The sequence below is a fragment of the Bradyrhizobium sp. ORS 111 genome (assembly GCF_045571485.1).
Taxonomy (GTDB): Bacteria; Pseudomonadota; Alphaproteobacteria; order Rhizobiales; family Xanthobacteraceae; genus Bradyrhizobium.
In genome coordinates this window covers 1782281-1802282 of sequence record NZ_CP120701.1, presented here as the reverse complement: position 1 = coordinate 1802282, position 20002 = coordinate 1782281, and the positions used below count along the sequence as shown (strand labels likewise).

15 protein-coding genes are annotated in these 20002 nt (G+C 63.8%); 4 read left to right on the top strand and 11 right to left on the bottom strand.

Annotation, left to right across the window (positions count from 1 at the left end):
* Positions 1-778: 778 nt before the first annotated feature.
* Positions 779-1996 (top strand): IS4 family transposase, encoded by a 1218-nt coding sequence (locus tag P6U30_RS08345; RefSeq protein WP_407165572.1) that lies wholly within the window; start codon positions 779-781, stop codon positions 1994-1996.
* Between the two features lie 752 nt (positions 1997-2748).
* On the opposite strand, the gene P6U30_RS08340 is transcribed toward P6U30_RS08345, so the two are convergent.
* The 7 genes from P6U30_RS08340 to P6U30_RS08310 form a co-directional block, all read right to left on the bottom strand.
* Positions 2749-3372: a flavin reductase family protein gene (locus P6U30_RS08340; RefSeq protein ID WP_407168932.1), complete on the bottom strand. Its 624-nt coding sequence runs from the start codon at positions 3370-3372 to the stop codon at positions 2749-2751.
* A 167-nt stretch (positions 3373-3539) separates the two neighbouring features.
* The gene (locus tag P6U30_RS08335; protein WP_407152455.1) at positions 3540-4148 is read right to left on the bottom strand and encodes a TetR family transcriptional regulator; all 609 of its coding nucleotides are present in this window, start codon (positions 4146-4148) and stop codon (positions 3540-3542) included.
* A 21-nt stretch (positions 4149-4169) separates the two neighbouring features.
* The gene (locus tag P6U30_RS08330) at positions 4170-7310 is read right to left on the bottom strand and encodes an efflux RND transporter permease subunit (protein ID WP_407168931.1); all 3141 of its coding nucleotides are present in this window, start codon (positions 7308-7310) and stop codon (positions 4170-4172) included.
* A 138-nt stretch (positions 7311-7448) separates the two neighbouring features.
* The gene (locus tag P6U30_RS08325) at positions 7449-8555 is read right to left on the bottom strand and encodes an efflux RND transporter periplasmic adaptor subunit (RefSeq protein WP_407168930.1); all 1107 of its coding nucleotides are present in this window, start codon (positions 8553-8555) and stop codon (positions 7449-7451) included.
* 149 nt (positions 8556-8704) lie between these two features.
* Positions 8705-10030: an MFS transporter gene (locus P6U30_RS08320; RefSeq protein WP_407168929.1), complete on the bottom strand. Its 1326-nt coding sequence runs from the start codon at positions 10028-10030 to the stop codon at positions 8705-8707.
* 188 nt (positions 10031-10218) lie between these two features.
* Entirely contained in the window at positions 10219-11382 is a 1164-nt protein-coding gene (locus P6U30_RS08315) for a winged helix-turn-helix domain-containing protein (RefSeq protein ID WP_407168928.1), read from the bottom strand.
* A gap of 130 nt (positions 11383-11512) precedes the next feature.
* On the bottom strand, positions 11513-12844 hold the full coding sequence (locus tag P6U30_RS08310) for a phospholipid carrier-dependent glycosyltransferase (RefSeq protein WP_407168927.1): 1332 nt from the start codon (positions 12842-12844) through the stop codon (positions 11513-11515).
* 202 nt (positions 12845-13046) lie between these two features.
* On the opposite strand from P6U30_RS08310, the gene P6U30_RS08305 reads away from it, so the two are divergent.
* Together P6U30_RS08305 and P6U30_RS08300 are read left to right on the top strand one after the other, a co-directional pair.
* A complete protein-coding gene (locus P6U30_RS08305; RefSeq protein WP_407168926.1) occupies positions 13047-13757 on the top strand; it encodes a FecR domain-containing protein in 711 nt (236 codons plus the stop codon).
* Positions 13758-13759: 2 nt separating this feature from the next.
* Positions 13760-14920, top strand: coding sequence for a hypothetical protein (locus P6U30_RS08300; RefSeq protein WP_407168925.1), 1161 nt, complete (start codon positions 13760-13762; stop codon positions 14918-14920).
* Between the two features lie 126 nt (positions 14921-15046).
* Here the strand turns inward: P6U30_RS08300 and P6U30_RS08295 are convergent, their stop codons facing one another.
* The 3 genes from P6U30_RS08295 to P6U30_RS08285 all read right to left on the bottom strand — a co-directional run bounded on the left by P6U30_RS08295 (position 15047) and on the right by P6U30_RS08285 (position 17114).
* The gene (locus P6U30_RS08295; protein WP_407168924.1) at positions 15047-15535 is read right to left on the bottom strand and encodes a VOC family protein; all 489 of its coding nucleotides are present in this window, start codon (positions 15533-15535) and stop codon (positions 15047-15049) included.
* Between the two features lie 29 nt (positions 15536-15564).
* On the bottom strand, positions 15565-15996 hold the full coding sequence (locus P6U30_RS08290; protein ID WP_407168923.1) for a VOC family protein: 432 nt from the start codon (positions 15994-15996) through the stop codon (positions 15565-15567).
* Positions 15997-16100: 104 nt separating this feature from the next.
* Positions 16101-17114 (bottom strand): alpha/beta hydrolase, encoded by a 1014-nt coding sequence (locus P6U30_RS08285; RefSeq protein WP_407168922.1) that lies wholly within the window; start codon positions 17112-17114, stop codon positions 16101-16103.
* A 228-nt stretch (positions 17115-17342) separates the two neighbouring features.
* Here P6U30_RS08285 and P6U30_RS08280 point away from each other — a divergent pair, with 228 nt between their 5' ends.
* Positions 17343-18869, top strand: a complete 1527-nt coding sequence (locus P6U30_RS08280) for an amidohydrolase family protein (protein WP_407168921.1) — start codon at positions 17343-17345, stop codon at positions 18867-18869.
* Between the two features lie 380 nt (positions 18870-19249).
* Here P6U30_RS08280 and P6U30_RS08275 read toward each other — a convergent pair whose 3' ends face one another.
* Entirely contained in the window at positions 19250-19987 is a 738-nt protein-coding gene (locus tag P6U30_RS08275; RefSeq protein ID WP_407168920.1) for an enoyl-CoA hydratase/isomerase family protein, read from the bottom strand.
* Between the last annotated feature and the right edge of the window lie 15 nt (positions 19988-20002).

Genomic DNA, 20002 nt, shown 5'->3' with positions numbered 1-20002 from the left:
GCCGTTGATCCGGCCTGGCGGGGTGTGAGGTTAATCTGCTCCCGGCAAGGTTGCGAGTGACGGTTTTTCATGTCCGCGCGCGGAAAGCTCACATTGTTGTGGTTTCCGCCTCCATCATCGCGGCCTGAGAAGGCAAAGCGCTATACTCGCGATAGGCCTCTTCGTCGCTTGATGCACACGTCGCCCACATTCACAACTGTCGTCCCTGCGAACGCAAGGGACCCATACGCCGCGGTGGGTGTTGTGAATGGGGCTCGTCGTTCCGGCATCATGCGACAATGAACATTCGTGGTTATGGATCCCTGCGTTCGCAGGGACGACACTGAGTGTGTCGCGCGCTTTGTGAGGCAAACGTCCGTTGCCCTCTTCGTCGGTTGACGCGCATGTCGCGCCACATTCACGACTGTCGTCCCTGCGAACGCAGAGACCCATACGCCGCGGCGGGTGTTGTGAATGGGGCTCGTCGTTCCAACATCATGCGACAATGAACATTCGTGGTTATGGGTCCCTGCGTTCGCACTAGGGCATCTACACATCTTTGGGGCGCGACAGATTGACTCGGGACGGCATGATGTGCGGTCGCCGCAGCGACTTGTATGATTCTCTGTCTGGCGTTTTGATTCGAAGGAGCGCCAGAGATGCAGCAGGAACCGGATTTGTCCCTTGGCAAGTTTGGAGACGTTCGCCTTGATAAAAGGGGGCGGCGCTTCTCCGGGCTGTGCTTTGCACGCGCAACGTCTGTTTGCGCCAGATGGCGCAGGGCGACTGGGCTGCGAACATGGCGTTCTGGCGGTTTGTGAACAATCCACGGGTCACGACCGACAAGCTGGTTGAAGGCTGGAGCCTGCAGACGTCAGCCGCGGTCAGCGGGCGACATGTGCTGGCAATCCAAGATACCAGCGAGATCAAGTTCCACACCCGTCCGGGACATCGGCGCGGCTTGGGCAAGGTCGGCAAAGGCAACGCGCGTGGCGTGCTGCTGCATGCCATGATGGCAGTCGATGCCGACAGCGGGGTCTGTCTCGGGCTCACTGGCGGCAAGGTGTGGACGCGCAAGCGCACGGCGAAGATCGCTCACGAGAAGCGAGCCTTGGCCGACAAGGAGTCGGCGCGCTGGGTGACGACCGCTGAGCAAGGCCGCGATGTTCTGGCCGCAGCTGGTATGATCACCGTCGTCAACGACCGCGAGGGAGATTTCTTCGCCCACTGGGCGCTGACGCCCGCTGACAATGTCCACCTTCTGTCGCGCGCCATGCACGACCATGCGCTGGTCGATGGCGGCACGCTTTATCAGGCAGTCGGGCGGGCCGGCTTCTGCGGCAAGGCGGTGATCGATCTGCCGCAGCGGATGGATCGCAGCGCTCGCCAGGCCCACCTCTCCATGTGCTTTGGAACCGTTGTGCTCAAACGGCCGCAGCGCCCCGGCGTGAAAGACTTGGCGGAGGGCGTCAAAGTCAGCTTCGTCGAAGTCGTCGAGTTGCACCCCCCGAAGGGCGCCCAGCCCATTCATTGGTTGCTCCTGACCACCCATCCGGTCGCCACCGCCGCCGATGCCTGGCGGATCGTCTCCTGGTACAAGCAGCGCTGGATCATCGAGCAGCTCTTCCGCTCGCTGAAGAGCCAGGGTCTGCGCATCGAGGATAGTCAGCTCGACAGCGCTGAAGGCCTGATCAAACTGGTGGCGATCGCCACCAGAGTGGCATGTCTCGTCATCCAGCTTGTCCAAGCCCGCAATGGCGGTGAAGAATTGCCGGCCGAATTTGTGTTCACGCCGGACGAGATCGACGCGCTCAAGGCCATCAATAAAACCCTGAAAGGCCGCACCGAGCTCCAGAAGAACCACCATCGCCCCAACACTGTCGCCTGGGCGGCGTGGATCATCGCAAAGCTCGGCGGATGGACCGGCTACGCCTCGCATCGCCCACCTGGACCAATCACCTTCCACATCGGGATGGCTCGCTTCCAAATCCTCGTATACGGCACCGCAAACGTGTAGATGCCATAGTGCGTTCGCAGGGACGACACTGAGTGTGTTGCGCGATTTGTGAGTCAAACGTCCGTTGCCCTCTTCGTCGGTTGACGCGCACGTCGCGCCACATTCACAACTGTCGTCCCTGCGAACGCAGGGACCCATACGCCGCGGCGGGTGTTGTGAATGGGGCCCGTCGTTCCAGCATCATGCGACAATGAACATTCGTGGTTATGGGTCCCTGCGTTCGCAGGGACGACACTGAGTGTGTCGCGCGATTTGTGAGTCAAACGTCCGTTGCCCTCTTCGTCGGTTGACGCGCACGTCGCGCCACATTCACAACTGTCGTCCCTGCGAACGCAAGGGACCCATACGCCGCGGTGGGTGTTGTGAATGGGGCTCGTCGTTCCGGCATCATGCGACAATGAACATTCGTGGTTATGGATCCCTGCGTTCGCAGGGACGACACTGAGTGTGTCGCGCGCTTTGTGAGGCAAACGTCCGTTGCCCTCTTCGTCGGTTGACGCGCATGTCGCGCCACATTCACGACTGTCGTCCCTGCGAACGCAGGGACCCATACGCCGCGGCGGGTGTTGTGAATGGGGCTCGTCGTTCCAACATCATGCGACAATGAACACCCGTGGTTATGGGTCCCTGCGTTCGCAGGGAAGACACTGAGTGTGTTGCGCGATTTGTGAGGCAAACGTCCGTTGCGAGGGGGCCAGCGGGCCGCACGAATGGGCGCCCGTGGGCCCGCAATGACGGCTACGTGGACAGGCTCAATCCGGGCGGACCATCTCGAACATGTTCTCGGGCTTGATCTCGAAATAATCCCCGCGCCGGCCGGCACGAACGATCGGATGCGCCAGACCGGTCTGGTAGACGCCGTCCTTGATGAAGGCCTTGTCGATATGGACGGCGACGACCTCGCCGAGCGTCAGCCAGGCGTCGGCTTTCCTGCCGTCGGCGCCCTGGAGCTGGATGATCTGGCTCACCTTACATTCGAAGGACACCGGGCTTTCGGCGACCCGCGGGACGTTGACGAGCTTGCCCGGCACGGGGGTCAATCCTGCAAGCCCGAATTCGTCGACGTCACGCGCGACATGCGCCGCGGTCGCGTTCATATGCTTGGCGAGATCCATCGTCGCCAGATTCCAGACGAACTCGCCGGTGTCCTCGATGTTGGCGACGCTGTCCTTCCAGTTGGTGGAGGAGAAGCCGATGATCGGCGGCACGTAGCAGAAGGCGTTGAAGAAGCTGTAGGGCGCGAGGTTGACGTTGCCCTTGGCGTCCCGCGACGAAATCCAGCCGATCGGGCGCGGGGCGACGATGGCATTGAACGGGTCGTGCTTGAGGCCATGGCCGTTCTTCGGCTCGTAGAAATGCAAGTCTTTCGCGGTCACGGTGGAAGTCTCTCATTCGGTAGCCCGGATGGAGCGCAGCGCAATCCGGGACGGCCCCGCAAGCGGATCGAACGACCCGGATTACGCTGCGCTCCATCCGGGCTACAACGTCGCTTTGCCTGCAATGACGGGAGAGTCAACTGACGAAAACGTCAGTGCTGACAAGCTCAATTCGCGCGGACGCGCGGGGACAGGCCGGCGATGACGAAGTCGATCATCTGGTCGATGGTCGGGCCCGGCTTGGTCGCGCATTGGGCGATCATCTGCGGGTGGAAGAAGCGCATCATCGCGGTGCAGGCACATAGCGAGGCGACCTGGAGGTCCTTGACCTCGAATTCGCCGGAGGCCGCGCCTTGCGCGATCACCTCGCCGATGATGCGGGCAATCAGCTCCATGTGGGCGACGCAAACTCCCCAGTCCTCCTGCATCGCGATTTCGACCATCTCGTGCAGCTTGGAATCGCCGACATAGCGTTCGGTGTTCATGCGATTGATGGTCGTCATCATCTCGCGCAAACGCGCCGCGGCCGGACCCTCCGATCGCGCGATGCGCTGCGCCTCGACCTCGACCTCGCCCATCAGGCCGCGCGCCACGCCCTCGTGGATCGACTTCTTCGAGTCGAAGAAGCGGTACACGTTGGCGGGGCTCATGCGCAGCTCTTTGGCGATGTCGGCCACCGTGGTCTTCTGGTAGCCGATCTGCCGGAACAAACGCTCCGCCACCACGAGAATCCGCTCGCGGGTGTCGGTTTCGTTGTGTTCCGAGATCAGCGTCATGTTGGTCATCTCAATGTTCAATTATTCAGCCGCCTCAGCAAGTGGAAATGCACGTTGCGCATCGCCGGCATGCTGCGGCGCAGTATCGGTTTGCGCGCTGGGACCGCACTCGTCCAGAGTCTTGCGGAACCAGAGGGCGTAAAGGCCCGGCAGATACAGCAAGGTCAGGAAAGTCGCAACAAACAATCCGCCCATGATCGTGATCGCCATCGGGCCCCAGAACGCCGAGCGGGACAGCGGGATCATGGCCAGGATGGCGGCGAGCGCCGTCAGCACCACCGGCCGGGCGCGCCGGACGGTGGCCTCCACAATCGCCTCCCGCCGCGTCAGCCCTTGCGACACATCGCTCTCGATCTGATCGACCAGGATGACCGCATTGCGCATGATCATGCCGGCCAGCGCGATCAGCCCGAGCAGCGCCACGAAGCCGAACGGCTGGTTGGCGACGTTCAGGCCGAGCGAGGCGCCGACGATGCCGAGCGGCGCGGTCAGGAACACCAGGAACAGGCGCGAGAAGCTCTGCAGTTGGATCATCAGCAGCGTCAGCATCACCATCACCATCACGGGGAAGAGGACGAAGATCGACGCATTGCCCTTGGCGGATTCCTCGAAGGCCCCGCCCGGCTCGATCCGGTAGGCCGGCTCGAGATGAGCCTGGATGTCCTTCAGCTTCGGCGCGATCTGGTTGGTTACGTCGGGTGCCTGCACGCCGTCGACGACGTCGGAGCGCACGGTGATCGCCATGTCGCGGTTGCGCCGCCACAGGATCGGCTCCTCGTGGGCGTACTCGATCTTGGCGATCTGCTGCAGGGGCACCGCGACCCCGTTGCGCGAGGTGATGGTGAGATCGCCGACATGACCGAGATCGAGCCGCTCGGACGGCACCGCGCGGGCGACCACGCCGACCTTCTCGATGCCGTCACGGATCGTGGTGACCGGCGCGCCCGAGATCAGCATCGACAGGGCCTGCGAGACGTCCTGCGGGGTGAGGCCGAGGGCGCGGGCGCGATCCTGGTCGACGGCCAGCTTCAGGTAAGGCGACTGCTCGTTCCAGTCGAGCTGGACGTCCTTGACGTTCGGGTTCTGGCGCATCACGTCGCGCACCTGGTAGGCGATGTCGCGCACCTTGCTGGCGTCCGGCCCGATCACCCGGAACTGGACCGGGAAGCCGACCGGCGGGCCGAAGTTGAAGCGATCGACCCGGACACGCGCCTCGTTCAGCGCACCATCAGCCACCGCCTGCTCTATCTTCGCCTTAATGCGCTCGCGCGCCTCGACGTTCTTGGACAGGATGACGATCTCGGCAAAGGCCTCGTTCGGCAGTTGCGGATTGAGGCCGAGCCAGAAGCGCGGCGAGCCCTGGCCGACATAGGCGGTATAGGTCTGGATGTCCTGGTCGTCCTTCAGGAGTTTTTCGGCCTCCTTGACCGCCTTCTCGGTGACGTTGAAGGCGGTGCCCTCGGGCAGGCGGAGCTGCAGGAACAGCTCGGGCCGCTCCGACAGCGGGAAGAACTGCTGCTGGACGTGACCGAACGCGACGATCGAGGCGGCGAAGATGCCGACGGTCGCCGCCACCACCTTGATGCGGTGATCGACGCACCACAGCACCACGCGGCGCAGGCTGCGATAGATCCGCGTCTCGTAGATCGCATGCGGATCATGGTTCTGATGAACCTTGATGTTCGGCAACAGCTTGACGCCGATATAGGGCGTGAAGATCACCGCGACGAACCAGGAGGCGACCAGCGAGATCGCCACGATCCAGAAGATGCCACCGGCATATTCGCCGACCGCCGAATTGGCAAAACCGATCGGCAGGAAGCCGGCGGCCGTGACCAGCGTGCCGGTCAGCATCGGGAATGCGGTCGATTCCCAGGCAAAGGATGCGGCTTTCATGCGATCCCAGCCCTGCTCCATCTTCACCACCATCATCTCGACCGCGATGATGGCGTCGTCGACCAGGAGGCCGAGCGCGATGATCAGGGCGCCGAGCGTGATGCGATGCAGGTCGAGCGACATCGCGTTCATCACGATGAAGACGATGCCGAGCACCAGCGGCACCGACAGCGCCACCACGATGCCGGTGCGCCAGCCGAGCGCGACAAAGGAGACAAACAGCACGATCGCGAGCGCCTCGACGAAGGAGTGTACGAACTCGCCGATGGCATGCTCGACCACCTTGGGCTGGTCGGCGATCTGCTCGACATTGATGCCCTGCGGCACCGCCTTCATGAACTCGGCGGTCGCCTTCCCGACCTCCTCGCCGAGCTCGAGGATGTTGGCGCCCTTGGCGGTGACGATGCCGATGCCGAGCGCGGGCTTGCCTTCCTGCCGCACGGTGAAGGTCGGCGGATCGACATAGCCGTGGGTGACGGTTGCGATGTCGCCGAGCCGGAACACGCGGCCATTGCTCTCGACCGGGGTTTCGGCGACGGCCTTGACGCCGTCGAGCGCACCGGTGACGCGAAGCGGCACGCGCTGCGACGAGGTCTCGACGGTACCGGCAGGCGTCACGTTGTTCTGCTTGGCGAGCGAATCGAACAGCGCCTGCGGCGTGATGCCCAGCGTGGCGAGCTTGGCATGGGAGAACTCGACATAGATGCGCTCATCCTGGATGCCGTAGAGGTCGACCTTGGTCACACCGGGCACCTTCAGCAGGCGCTGGCGGAAGCCCTCGGCGACCTTCTTGAGCTGCGCATAGTCCGCGCCGTCGCCCGTCATCATATAGAGGATGGAATCGACGTCGGAGAATTCGTCGTTGACGACGGGGCCGAGGATGCCGGAGGGCAATTGGCCCTGCACGTCGACCAGCTTCTTGCGCAAAAGATAGAAGAGATACGGCACATCCTTCGGCGGTGTGGAATCGCGGAAGGTGACCTGCATCGCGGTGAAGCCCGGCTTGGAATAGGTCTGCACCTTCTCGAAGAACGGCAGCTCCTGCAGCTTCTTCTCGATGGGATCGGCGACCTGCATCTGCATTTCCTGCGAGGTCGCGCCTGGCCACATCACCGAGACGTTCACCACCTTCACGGTGAAGAACGGATCTTCGGCGCGGCCGAGCTTCTCGTAGGAGAAATAGCCGGCGGCGGCGAGCACGATCATCAGAAACAGCACCAGCGTCGGATGGCTGACCGCCCAGGCCGAAAGATTGAAGCGCTTCATCGAACTCTCCAAAGTCCAATCCGTTTCGACTTCAACCGTCGTTGCGAGCGAAGCGAAGCAATCCATTCTTCCAGTTGCGGCGACATGGATTGCTTCGTCGCTTCGCTTCTCGCAATGACGGACCTCAATGATGCGAGACTAGAACGACAGCGACGACACGACCCGGACCTTCTGGCTCGGATCGAGCTTCTGCACGCCGAGCGCCACCACCTTGGCGCCTTCGTCGACGCCGCCGGAGATGACGACGCTGTCGCTCTCGTAGGATTTCACCTTGACCGGCTTCAGCGCGACATCGCCCTTGTCATCGACGATGAAGAGCGAGGGATCGCCGCCCTGGCTGTACAGCGCCGAGAGCGGCAGCTTGGCGACGCGCTCGCTCGCCTTGTCGGCCAGGGTCAGCGTCGCGGTCATGCCGAGCGAGACGGCATCGTCGGCATCAGGCAGCGAGAATTTTGCGAGATAGGTGCGCGTTGCGGGATCGGCTGACGGCGCGACCTCACGCAGCTTCGCGGCATAGGTCTTGTTGGCGTCCGACCACAGCGTCACCGTGGCTACGCCCGACCTGGCACGAGCGAGAAGCGTCTCTGGGATCGCGACGACAGCTTCCTTCTCGCCAAGTCGGGCGACACGGATCGATGCCTGGCCCGCGGCAACCACCTGGCCGGGCTCGATCATGGTCGCTGTGACGACACCCCGGGTGTCGGCCACCAGCGTTGCGTAAGACAGGGAATTCCTGGTCAGCTCGACCGAGCGCTCGGCGCGGTTCAGCCGGGCCCTAGCCTCGTCGGCGGCGGCCTTGGCGGAATCGAGCTGCGCGTCCGTGGTCCAACCCTTGGCCTTCAGATCCTTGGCGCGCTGCTCGGCGGCGGCGGCCTGCGCCAGCACGCCGGTGGCGGCGCGGAATTCGGCCTCGGCCTGCTCGGCCTGCAGCTTCAGATCGACCTCATCGAGGGTGGCCAAGGGCTGGTCGACGTCGACTGTCTGTCCGACTTCGACCAGCCGCTTGGCCACCTTGCCGGCAACCCGAAAGCCCATATCGGCTTCGATCCGGGGCTTGATCGTGCCGACAAAACTGCGCTCAGGGGTCTCGGCTTCGTAATGCACGGTCGCCACCAGAACGGGGCGTCCGGGCTCAACCTTTTCAGCCGCTTTCTCATTGCAGCCGGTCAGCGCGAACACGGCAAAAGCCAACGATGCGCCCGTCAAGAGCCTGTAATAGCTGGATAAAACGGAACGAACGAACATCGACGCTCTCCATCGGCTGACGACTGATGAAGAGTATCGATTTATCACTGATAAATGTCAATATTCGTCAGTGAACACCAATTCGTGAGAACAGCCTCGGATCGGCGAAATCCGGGACCTGTGCATGGGGTTGTTTTCGATCTTTTTGTCTACTCCGCCCCCGCGAACTCGGTCTTGGTCTCGTGGCTACCGAGGAAGACGAGCAGGCCCGCGATCAGCGGCAGCAGCGAGAGCACCAGCAGGCCGGTGGAAGTGCTGCCGGTCGTCTCCTTGACCCAGCCGATCAGGTAGGGGCCGCCGAAACCGGCGAGGTTGCCGATCGAGTTGATCAGCGCGATCGCGCCGGCGGCCGCGGTGCCGGACAGCCACGCGGTCGGCAACGTCCAGAACACCGCAAAGGTGCAGAACACCCCGATCGCGGCGATCGTCAGCACGATCATGGTCAGGGTGGGATCGGTGATGTAGCTGGAGACGCCGAGCGCCAGCGCGGTGAGCAACAGCGGACCGCCGACATGGAAGACACGCTCGCGCGTGGCATCCGAATGGCGCGCCCACAGGATCATCGCGATGGTGCCGAACAGATACGGGATCGCGGTGACGAGGCCGGTCTGCGCATTGGTGAGGCCGAAGGCCTTGACGATCTGCGGCAGCCAGAACTGCATGCCGTAGAGCGCGGCGACGAAGCCGAAATAGATCGCGCTGAGCGCAAGCACCTTCGGCGAGGTGAGCGCCTCGGCCAGCGAGACGTGCTTGACCGCCTGCTTGGCCGCGACCTCGGCATCGAGCTTCGACTTCAGCCACGCCTTCTGCTCGGCCGAGAGCCAATCGGCCTTCTCGGGCCTGTCGGTGAGATAGAACCAGGTGACGAGGCCGAGCAGCACCGAGGGGACGCCTTCGATGATGAACAGCCACTGCCAGCCCTTGAATCCCATCACGCCATCGAGGCCGAGCAGCAGCCCCGAGATCGGCGCGCCGATCACCGTCGAGATCGGGACAGCGAGCGCGAAAGCCGCCAGGAAGCGGGCGCGATACTCGGCCGGATACCAGTAGGTCAGATAAAGGATGATGCCGGGGAAGAAGCCGGCCTCGGCCACGCCGAGCAGAAAGCGCAGCGCGTAGAAGCTCCGCTCATCATAGACCGCCGCCATCAGCGCCGAAAGAATGCCCCAGCTCACCATGATGCGGGCGATCCAGCGGCTGGCGCCGAACTTCTCCAGCGCCAGGTTGCTCGGCACCTCGAAGATGAAATAGCCGACGAAGAAGATGCCGGCCCCGAACGAGAACACCACCGGCGAGAACTTCAGCTCCGCATTCATGGTGAGCGCAGCGAAGCCGAGATTGACGCGGTCGAGATAGGAAAAGAAATAGGCCAGGATCAGGAATGGAATCAGCCGCCAGGAGATCGCGCGGATGGTGGACGTCTCGATCTCGCTGCGGGCGCCGCTGCTGGGCGCGATGGTCGCGGTCTGGCTCATCTGTTTCCCCCAAGGTATCTACGTGCCCCGACGATTATTGACTGGCCGCGCGTTGAGCAATGGCAAAATCTCATAGCACACAGCGTCAAACGGGAACCGACCAAGTGCTACCGTCATTGCGAGCGGAGCGAAGCAATCCATAGCGCCACAAGCGGGGATGGATTGCACTCGCAATGACGGCGGAGATATCACTCCGCGAGCTGAAAGCGCTCGAAGCGGTCGAGCTCCTCCTCGATCCGGCGCTTCAGCTCCTTGCGCGCGGCCTGCTTCCGGCCGTTGCCGACCCAGCTCCATTTCTGCATCAGCAGCTTCCTGTTCTGCCGGTCGGTCTTCAGATCGAGCGCGGCGACGATCTCGTCGCCGACCAGGACCGGTAGCGCGAAATAGCCGAACACGCGCTTCTCCTTCGGCACATAAGCCTCGAAGCGATGGCCGTAGCCGAAGAACAGCTCAGTGCGCTTGCGCTGGATGATCAGAGGATCGAACGGCGAGAGGATGTGGACCAGCCCGGGATCGCCCTCGCCGGCCAGCTCCAGCACATCTGGTCGTGCCCAGTGCTCCTGCTTGCCGGCGCCCTCCAGCGCAATCCGAACCAATTCCTTGCGGCGGACACGGGTCTCGATCAGGCGCCGCACCGCCGTCTTGCTGGGCGCGTCGAGGTGACAGACCGAGTCCAGGCTGACGATGCCCTGAGCGCGCAGCGCGCGGTCGAGCAGATAGGCGGTGATCCCGGACGCCGAGGCCGGCTTCGGCGGCTTTTCCCAGCCGAAATGCCGGGTCGTCAGCTCGTAGGTCTTCAGCATGCCGTTGCGCTCGCTGATGGTGACCACGCCGCCATAGAAAGCGAGTTGCAACGCGCGCTTCGAGGGCTTCCGGCTCGCCCAGAGATGCTCCTTCTCGGTCAGCACGTCGTCGTCGATGTCGCGGATGGTGAGCGGACCGGCGCGCACCAGCCGCATCACCTTGCGGGTGTCGGCCGGCGTCACCGACGAGAACCATTTGTGGCCGTCGCGCTTGTGCGCTTTCATCGCCGGCAGGAAGAAGCGGATGTCCTTGGACGGGATGTAGGACAGCGCGTGCGTCCAGTACTCGAACACGCTTCGGTCCGCGCTCTGCGCCTGCTTGAGGTCGGCGCGGCGATAATCCGGAATGCGAGAGAACAGGATGTGGTGATGGCAGCGCTCGATCACGTTGATGGTGTCGATCTGCACGTAGCCGAGATGGCCGACGGCCGCGGCGACCGCCGAAGCCCCCTCGCCGAACGGCACTCTGGTGTCGAGCCGCTGCGCGCGCAGCCAGATGCGGCGGGCGTCGGCGTTGCTCAACGGAAGAGGTTCGGTCGCGCGGGGCATGTTGGTGTAATGTAGCGAGATTCGCGCATCCGTGGAGAGCGAACGCGCGAATATCAGCCTTGCGGGCGGCCCAGCGCCGCCGGCCAGCACCGCGCGTTTGGCTGAAGCGGCCGGGCTTGTCGGTGCCCTCTCAGATCCAGCTCTGGAACAGCATCAGCCGGTTGAAGGTCGCCATCGACGTCTCGACGAAGGCCGCCGTGATCGGCAGCATCGCGATGAACCCCGCGCCCCCGACGGCCACGAAGGCCCAGAGCAGCCAGCGCGGCGCGGGCTTGCGCGTCAACGCATAGACCAGCACGAAGCTCGCCGTGGTCGCAGCGGGCAGATAGTAGTAGATGAAGCCGAGCATCCTCGGCAGCAGCGCCCAGGCGAGATATGGGCCGAGATAAAATGCCAGCGCCAGGAACGCATCACGCCGGCGCGCGACGATCCAGTCGCGCAAGGCGATGAGCAATGCGATCAATGCCGGCCACAGGATCAGCGGGTTGCCGAGAAACACGATCGCCGCGATGCGGCCATCGTCCAGCTTGTCGAATAGATACCAGACCGGCCGCACCAGGAACGGCCAGGACGGCCACGAGCTCATGTAGGTGTGGCCCGCGATTGCGCTCGTCGTGTTGTCGGCAAAGATGCGGCGCTGCGCCTCCACGAGGTCGGCGATCGACAAACCATACAGCGGCACGAAGGTCGCGAGATAGACGACCGCGGGAATCAGCACGAAGCAGGCGATGACGTGATGGAGGCGGAAATCCGGCCAAAGGTCCGGCCGGTACCAATCCTCGGCGTTGCCATCGGCAAAGCGCGTGCGCCAGCCTTGCATCAGACGGATCGCAGCCACCGCCGCGATGCAGGTCGCGAGCACGAACAACCCGCTCCATTTGCAGGCAATCGAGAGACCGGCGGCAAGCCCGGTCAGCGCGAAGGCAAGCTGCGGCCGTTGCTGCCTGAAACCCTGGACGAACGCCGCGATCGCAAACAGACTGAAGGCCAGCGCAAAAATATCCAGCATCGCGATCCGCGCCTGCACGACCAGCATCTGGTTGAAGAAGGCGAGCAGCACCGCCGCGAGCGCGCACGACTGCGATGCGAACAGCGCAAGCCCAGCGAGATAGACGCCGACCAGCGCGAGCGCACCGAACAGCGTCGCCGGATAACGCCACCCCAGCGGCCCGTCGCCGAACGCCTTGATCGAGAGCGCAATGATCTCCTTGGCGAGCGGCGGATGCATCGGGTTCAGGATCGGCTGCTGGATGTCAGGCAAGAGCATCTGCCGCGCCGCCGGCACGTAGTGCACCTCGTCGAAATAGAGCTTGTCCGGCGTGGTGATCCCGAGCAGCAGCACGGCCTGGGCGACGACGAAGATGGCGGCCGCGACGATCGCCGTACGCGCGGCCGAACGCCGCAGAACGGAATATGGCCCGGGTACTGTGTTCACGAATCGACGACGCCGCGACGGATGCATGTGTGATCGAAGTGTGAGCTACGCTGATGTTGTCGCATGTGGCGTGTGTGATCGAAGCTCACTTTCATAACCATTCCGTTGAACGATTTCGAATCCACCGGCACCAACCATCCAATGAGCTCGGCGCTGCTTGTGACAAATATACAATATCTGATGCGGGCGCGATCCGGTACGATGATGGGACAGATCGATTGGTTTTGAAATGCATTGGCGCCACGGTTTTTTCCCAATCCTTGCACTCGGATTTGCAGCCGCGCTGACGGCACGTCCCGTTCAGGCGCAGACGCGCGTGGGCGAAGCCGCCGTCGTCAAGAACGAGGTCGTTCGCGTCGCCGCATCATCGACGACGCAGATCAGTGTCGGCGACGCCCTGCTCCGCGATGAGGTCGTTCGCACCGGTCTCAACAGTGCCACACGCCTGGTGATGGCCGACAGCACCAATCTCTCGCTCGGGCCGAGCGCGACGATCAAGCTCGACCGCACCGTGTTCGACGACGAGCATCATTATCGCGATGTCGCGATCCGCCTGACATCGGGCGCATTCCGCTTCGTCACCGGGCATTCGGACAAGGCAGCCTACAGGATCACCACGCCGCTTGCGACCATCGGGGTCCGCGGTACCGTGCTCGACATCCTGTCGCAGCGCGGCCGGACCACGGTGGTGCTGCAGGAAGGCGCATCGACCGTTTGCAGCACGAGCCAGCAGTGCCTCGATCTGACTCAGCCGGGCGATACTGCGATCATCACCTCGACCGGCGGCCGCACCACGATCCAGAAGACCAACAATGCGCCCTGGACCTTTGCCGCGATTTGCAGCACGTCGGCAGGCCTCTGTTCGGTCACGCAATACGCGGATGCAACGCCGGTGTCGCCGTCGGTCGACGATCCCGCCGGCATATTGTGCGGGCGATGACCATGGCACGGGGCATGCGCAACCGGATTCCGGCCGCCGCACTGACCGTACTGCTGTCGCTTGCGATCATGCAGGCGCTGGCGGCGCCGGCGCGGGCCCAGTCGCCGACACCAACGCCCACGCCGACCTATACCCCAACCCCGACACCGACGCCGACCCCGTCATATACCTCCACCCCCACGCCCACGCCGACGCCTACTCCCACGCCGACCCCGACGGTCACTCCGACCCCGACACCGAGCCCATCGCCGTCACCGCCCCCGGTCACCGGTGCGCCGTCCAGCGGCAACTCGATCACCGGTCTCGCCGACCAGCGCTTCAACCAGATGATCACCAACCGCGTGCTCGGTTCGGTGCTGCTCGGCGTCAATGAGCAGGTCAATTGCAACGACTGTGTCAGCGCCTTCGGCTCGGCCGGCTCGTTCTCGGCCGGCATCCACGGCCGCAAGACCATCACGCCCAATCTGTCGCTGCTCGCCGGCATCGCCTACACGCAATATGGCGAAGGCGGCTACAACGTCACCAGCGCGCCGATCGGCGCCTTCGCGCTGCGCTACGACTTCGTCGACTGGGGCTCCTCCCGCCCGTTCTTCGATATCGGCGCCATCCTCTCGCCGTTCGAGAAAGTGCGCTACACCCGCAGCTATACGACGAGTCTCGGCGCGGTGTCGGTCACAGGCGAGACGTCGAGCGAGAATTATGGCGTCTATGGACGCGCGGGCTGGATCAGCCGGATGTCGCCGCGCGACGAGGTCGCAGCCTCGATCGAGGTCTGGCAGTTGTGGCAGCGGGTCAAGGGCTACAATGACCCTCTCGTGGCGTTCAATCCGTTCGGCGCCTCGATCGCCGACGGCACCGATCGCACCAACCTGGTCAAGGTCGGCGGCCAGTGGACGCACCTGTTCGGATCAAGCGTCGAAGCCAACGTCAATGGCGGCTACGTGCAATCCTTTGCCAGCCATTCCGGCATCGTCGCCACCGTCACCGGCGACGGCACCATCGTGCCCACGATGGGCAATCAAGGCTGGTTCGAATATGGCGGCCGGCTCGGCTTCCGCATCACCAACGGCTGGGTCGCCGACCTCTTCCTCAACGGCACCGCCGGCCCGCAGCCGGTCGGCAACACCGTCCACGGCGGCGTAGGCTTAAGGATCAACTATTGATCCGGTGAGAATTCGTAGGGTGGGCAAAGCAAAGCGTGCCCACCGCCACGAGTGGAGCGGTTGAAGGTGGGCACGGCGCACGTGCGCCTTTGCCCACCCCTACGCATTTTCCACACATGCGCGAAATTACGCCGCCTTCTTCCCCTCATAGGCGCGGCGCAAGCCTTCGACGTCGAGCTTGATCATGCCGAGCACGGCCTGCATCACGCGCGCGGCAGCGGCGGCGTCGGGCCCGCCAAAGTATTGGCCGACGACCGTCGGCACGATCTGCCAAGCCACGCCATAGCGGTCGCGCAGCCAGCCGCATTGCTCGGCCGTGCCACCATTGGCAAGCAGCGCGTCCCAGAGGCGATCGACCTCGGCCTGATCGACGCAGTCGATCCGGAACGAGACCGCGTGGGTGTATTCCATCTTCATGCCGCCGTTCAGCGCCATGAAGCGCTGACCGGCTAGCGTGAATTCGACCACCAGCACGGTGCCGGCCTTTCCGCCGGGGCTGTCGATAACATTCTTCTGGATCGTCTCGATCCGGGAGTCGGGCAGCAGCGACACGTAGAACTTCGCAGCCTCCTCGGCCTCGCCGTTGAACCACAGGCAGGGGGACACTTTTGACATGGATGGACTCCTTACGCCGGCGAATCCGATCAGGCCGTGGCCGCGGCGGACTGCGCCTTGGTCGCGGCTTCGACGTCCATCCACATCACTTCCCAGATGTGACCGTCCGGATCCTCGAAGCTGCGGCCGTACATGAAGCCGTAGTCCTGCTTCGGGCCCGGGTCGGCGGAGCCCCCGGCCGCCTTGGCCTTGGTCACGGTGTCGTCGACCGCATCGCGGCCATCGGCGGAGAGGCAGATCAGCACTTCGCTGGTGGCCCTGGCGTCGGCGATCGTCTTCGGCGTGAACTGCCGGAACTTGTCGTGCGTCAACAGCATGACGTAGATAGTCTCCGAGATCACCATGCAGGAGGCGGTGTCGTCGGAGAATTGCGGATTCCGGGTCGCACCGATCGCCTCGTAGAAGGCGGTGGAACGGGCGAGATTGCTGACCGGCAGATTGACGAAGATCATTTTGGCCATGAGGCACTCCTTTGGGCGAAACTGTGCCCCAAGGACGAAGCCGGCGACAGGCTCCCGACATCGCCCGGCGACTTTTTCTTGCGGCGTCCCGTCGCTGGCCGGCGTCAGGTGGCGATCGGCGTCGGCATGGTCAGGAAGCCCCGCGTCACGTGCCAGAACAGCTCCCGGTTGATCGCAAGCGCGACCGAATGCGCCGTGCCGGGCAGAATGATGAACTGCCGGTCGCCGTTCGGCAGCTTGTTGAAGAACTCCTCGAGATCAGGCACCGCCGCGATGCCGTCATACTCACCGCGGACCAGCAGCACCGGCGCGAGCACCTTCTCCGGATGCACCACCGGCAGGTTGGCGGTCATGTCGAGATAGGTGCCGGTCGGGATCTGGTCGCCGAACTGCATTTCGACATCGGCCAGCGCCTCGATCACCGCGGGGTCCGAGGTGCCTGGCTTGTCGCGGGTTGCGATCGAGCGGATCATGTCGCGGTCGCGCTTGCGCATATTGTGCGTGCGATAATAAGCGAGCTGCTCGGCACGCTTCGCCAGCGTCGGCGAGCCCTCGCCCTTATAGGTGAAGGCGGCGAACACCAGCCGGTCGATGCGCTCGGGCGCCGCCATCGCGTAGGCGCCGGCACGGAGCGCGCCGGAGGATTCGCCGACGAAGTGATATCTCGTCTGGCCGGTTTCACGGGCGATCACCTCCGCCGCGGCCTTCAGATCCTCGACCCCGCTGGCGATATCGGCATTGCCGGAGGTGCGGCCCGACTTGCCGTAGTTCTCATGATCCATGGTCCAGCAATCGAAGCCATAACCCGCGAATGTGTTGAGCAACGAATACTCGCCCTTGCCCGGGACCGTGAGGTCGAACACCCGCGACGTCACCGATGAGCCGTGGACGAAGAACACCACCGGCCGGGCGGCCTCGCCCGGCTTCGGCGCGCCGATCCGCTTGCGGAACATCCACAAGGGGATATCGCCTTTCTTGGCCCAGTATTCGCTGCTCCAGATCTCGCCTTCGATGGGAACCGCCGTGGCGGCCTGCGCCGGCGCTCCGCCGAGCACTGCTGCCGTTGCGACGCCGATGCCCTTGATGACCGCGCGGCGTGATCGGCCTGAATGCGTCATGGCTCGCCTCCGTTGCTGGATTTCTTCGTCGGAGCAGGTGCGATCGAGCATAGCAGCCCACACGCAACGCCGCGAGCAAACGCCCGGCGCCGGCATCTCACAACGGCAAATTCGCTGCACGATTTTGTGAATGCAACCGCCGGAGTTCGGCGCGGACGACGGATGGAGTTGAGCCTAGTCTTCGCAGCGGTCCGACCGGAAACATCCGGCGCGAAGCGGGAGCGAACTATGAGCAGCAATCTGACCGACGAAGAACTTGCCGCCCTGATGCCCTCCGAACTGTGTCAGTACCAGACGCCGATCCCGACCCAGATCGTCTCCAGCGACGAGTTCTATCCCGACCCACAGAATGAGCGGCAGCGCGAGGTCGAGGCGCGGCTGCTCGCGATGGCCGATGATCTCGGCAGCAAGCAGGGCCTCGACCGCCGCAAGTTCTTCCAGACCGCGGCGGGCATGGCGGCCTCCTTCGTTGCAATGAACCAGGTCTATGGCTCGCTGTTCGACGTAACGCCGGCTGAGGCCGCAACGCCAGCGATGGCCGACCAGCGCGCCAACGGGCTGAAGAACCAGTTCATCATGGACATGCACACGCATTTCCTGCGCGACGACACCCGGATCACGGGTTTCCTCGAAATGCGCAAGGCCGTCGGCAAGGCCGGCTGGAATAAGGAGCTCAGCGATCACGAGCAGACCATCGATGATCTGAAGTTCAACAACTACAAAAAGGAGATGTTTCTCGATTCCGACACCAAGATCGCGCTGATCTCGTCGGCGCCGTCAGACATCGAGCAGGACTGGTTCCTGACCAATGAGCAGATGGCGGACGCCCGCAAGAAGATCAACGACGAGGCCGGCACGCGGCGGGTATTCTGTCACGCGATCTTCACGCCCGGACAACCCGGCTGGCTCGACAAGCTCGACGCCGCGCTGGCGCTCAAACCGGAGTCCTGCAAGGGCTACACGATCGGCGACAACACCCACAAGGACATCAGCCGCTACCCCTGGCGGATGGACGACGAGAAAGTCGCCTACAAAGGCTACGAGAAGATGGTGAAGGCGGGCATCAAGAATGTCTGCATCCACAAGGGCCTGTTCCCGCCGGGGATCGAGAAGCAGTATCCGAACCTGCGCGGCTTCGCCGACGTCGCAGATGTCGGCCAGGCGGCCAAGGACTGGCCGCAGCTCAACTTCGTGATCTATCACTCCGCCTATCGCCATGTCGGCGGCGATCCCAGGGTGGCACTCGCCGAATTCGAACGTACCGGCCGCATCGCCTGGACCAGCGACCTCGCCGACATTCCCGAGCAATACGGCGTCAGCAATGTCTATGGCGATGTTGGCCAGTTGTTCGCGACCACGCTGGTCGCCGAGCCGAATGTCTGCGCCGCACTGATGGGCACGCTAATCAAGGGCCTTGGCGTCGATCACGTCTGCTGGGGCACCGACGCGCTCTGGACCGGCGCGCCGCAATGGCAGATCGAGGGTTTGCGGCGGCTGGAAATCCCCGAAATGATGCAGAAGAAGTTCGGCTATGCACCGCTCGGCCCCGCCGACGGTCCGGTGAAATCAGCGATCTTCGGCGACAACAATGCGCGGCTCTACGGCATCCAGCCGAAGCGCGCGATGCTGGAGCTGGGCGGCGATCGCTTCGCCATGATGAAGGCGACATACGAAAAGACCGGCCCCGAGCCGTCCAACCGGCGCTACGGCTACGTGGTGCCAAACGGCCCGATCGATCACAGCGTGTTTGCTTGAGGCCCTAACCCCGTCATTTGCGAGTTCGGACCGGCGTGAAGTCGTCGAGCCGCGTTGAACGAAAGTGGGTGGGTGCACTGGACCGAACTTGACCTGGCACTCACCACTTTCTTCCTAGAGGGCGGAACGAGATGCAAAGCTCGGACAAATCATGTCGCGAGAATGCGGACGCCCGTTCTCTCTCTGTCGTCATGGCCCGCCACCGGGTCGCGCGAACGCGCGCCCGATGACAGGCTCCGGCGGGCCATCCAGTACGCCGCGGCCTCTCGGTTCAACCACCAGCTTCTCTGGAATACTGGATCACCCGCATGCGCGGGTGATGACACCGGTCGGGCGCGTTCGCGCGACCCGTTGGGTCGCAATGACGGGAGGACGGAATCCTATCTCCCCCTGAAGTTCGGCTTGCGCTTCTCGCTGAACGCCTTGGCGCCTTCCTTCAGGTCTTCGCTGTCCTTGATCGCGTCGAGCAGCCTGCGCACCTCGGCGACTGTCTCCAGCGGCCCCTTGGGCATGGCATCGCGGGCGAGCTTCTTCAGCGTCTGCACGACCAGCGGCGCATTGCCTGCGATCTTGGCCGCCATCTCCTGCGCCACCGCGACGTGCTGCCCCTGCGGGGCGATCCGGTTGACAAAGCCGATCTGATAGGCGCGCTCGACCGAGAGCTCCTCGCCGATCAGCAGGAATTCCATCGCGATCTTGTGCGGCATCCGCGCCAGCACCGAGGAGACGCCGCCGCCGGTGGTGCCGATCTTCGCCTCCGGATAGACGAACCGGGTCGTCTCCGAGGCGACGCAGATGTCCGCCATCTGGACCAGCACAAAGCCGCCACCGACGACCCAGCCGGACGTTGCCGCGATCACCGGCTTGTCGAGCTCGACGCCGAGGCCGGGCACGGCCTGCCACATGTTGGCGGGAAAGTCCCTGACATCAGCACCGACGCAGAAGTATTTCTCCTCGGCCGATGCCAGCACCGCAACGCGATCATCGCTGTCGCGGAAGCGACGCCATGTCTCGCGCAGTTCGTCGCACAACGCGTTGTTGAGCGCGTTGTGCGATGAGGGACGGTTCATCGTGATGGTCGCGACGTGGTCGGCGCTCTCGTAGCGGACGAACGTCATGCTGGCCTCCCTGGC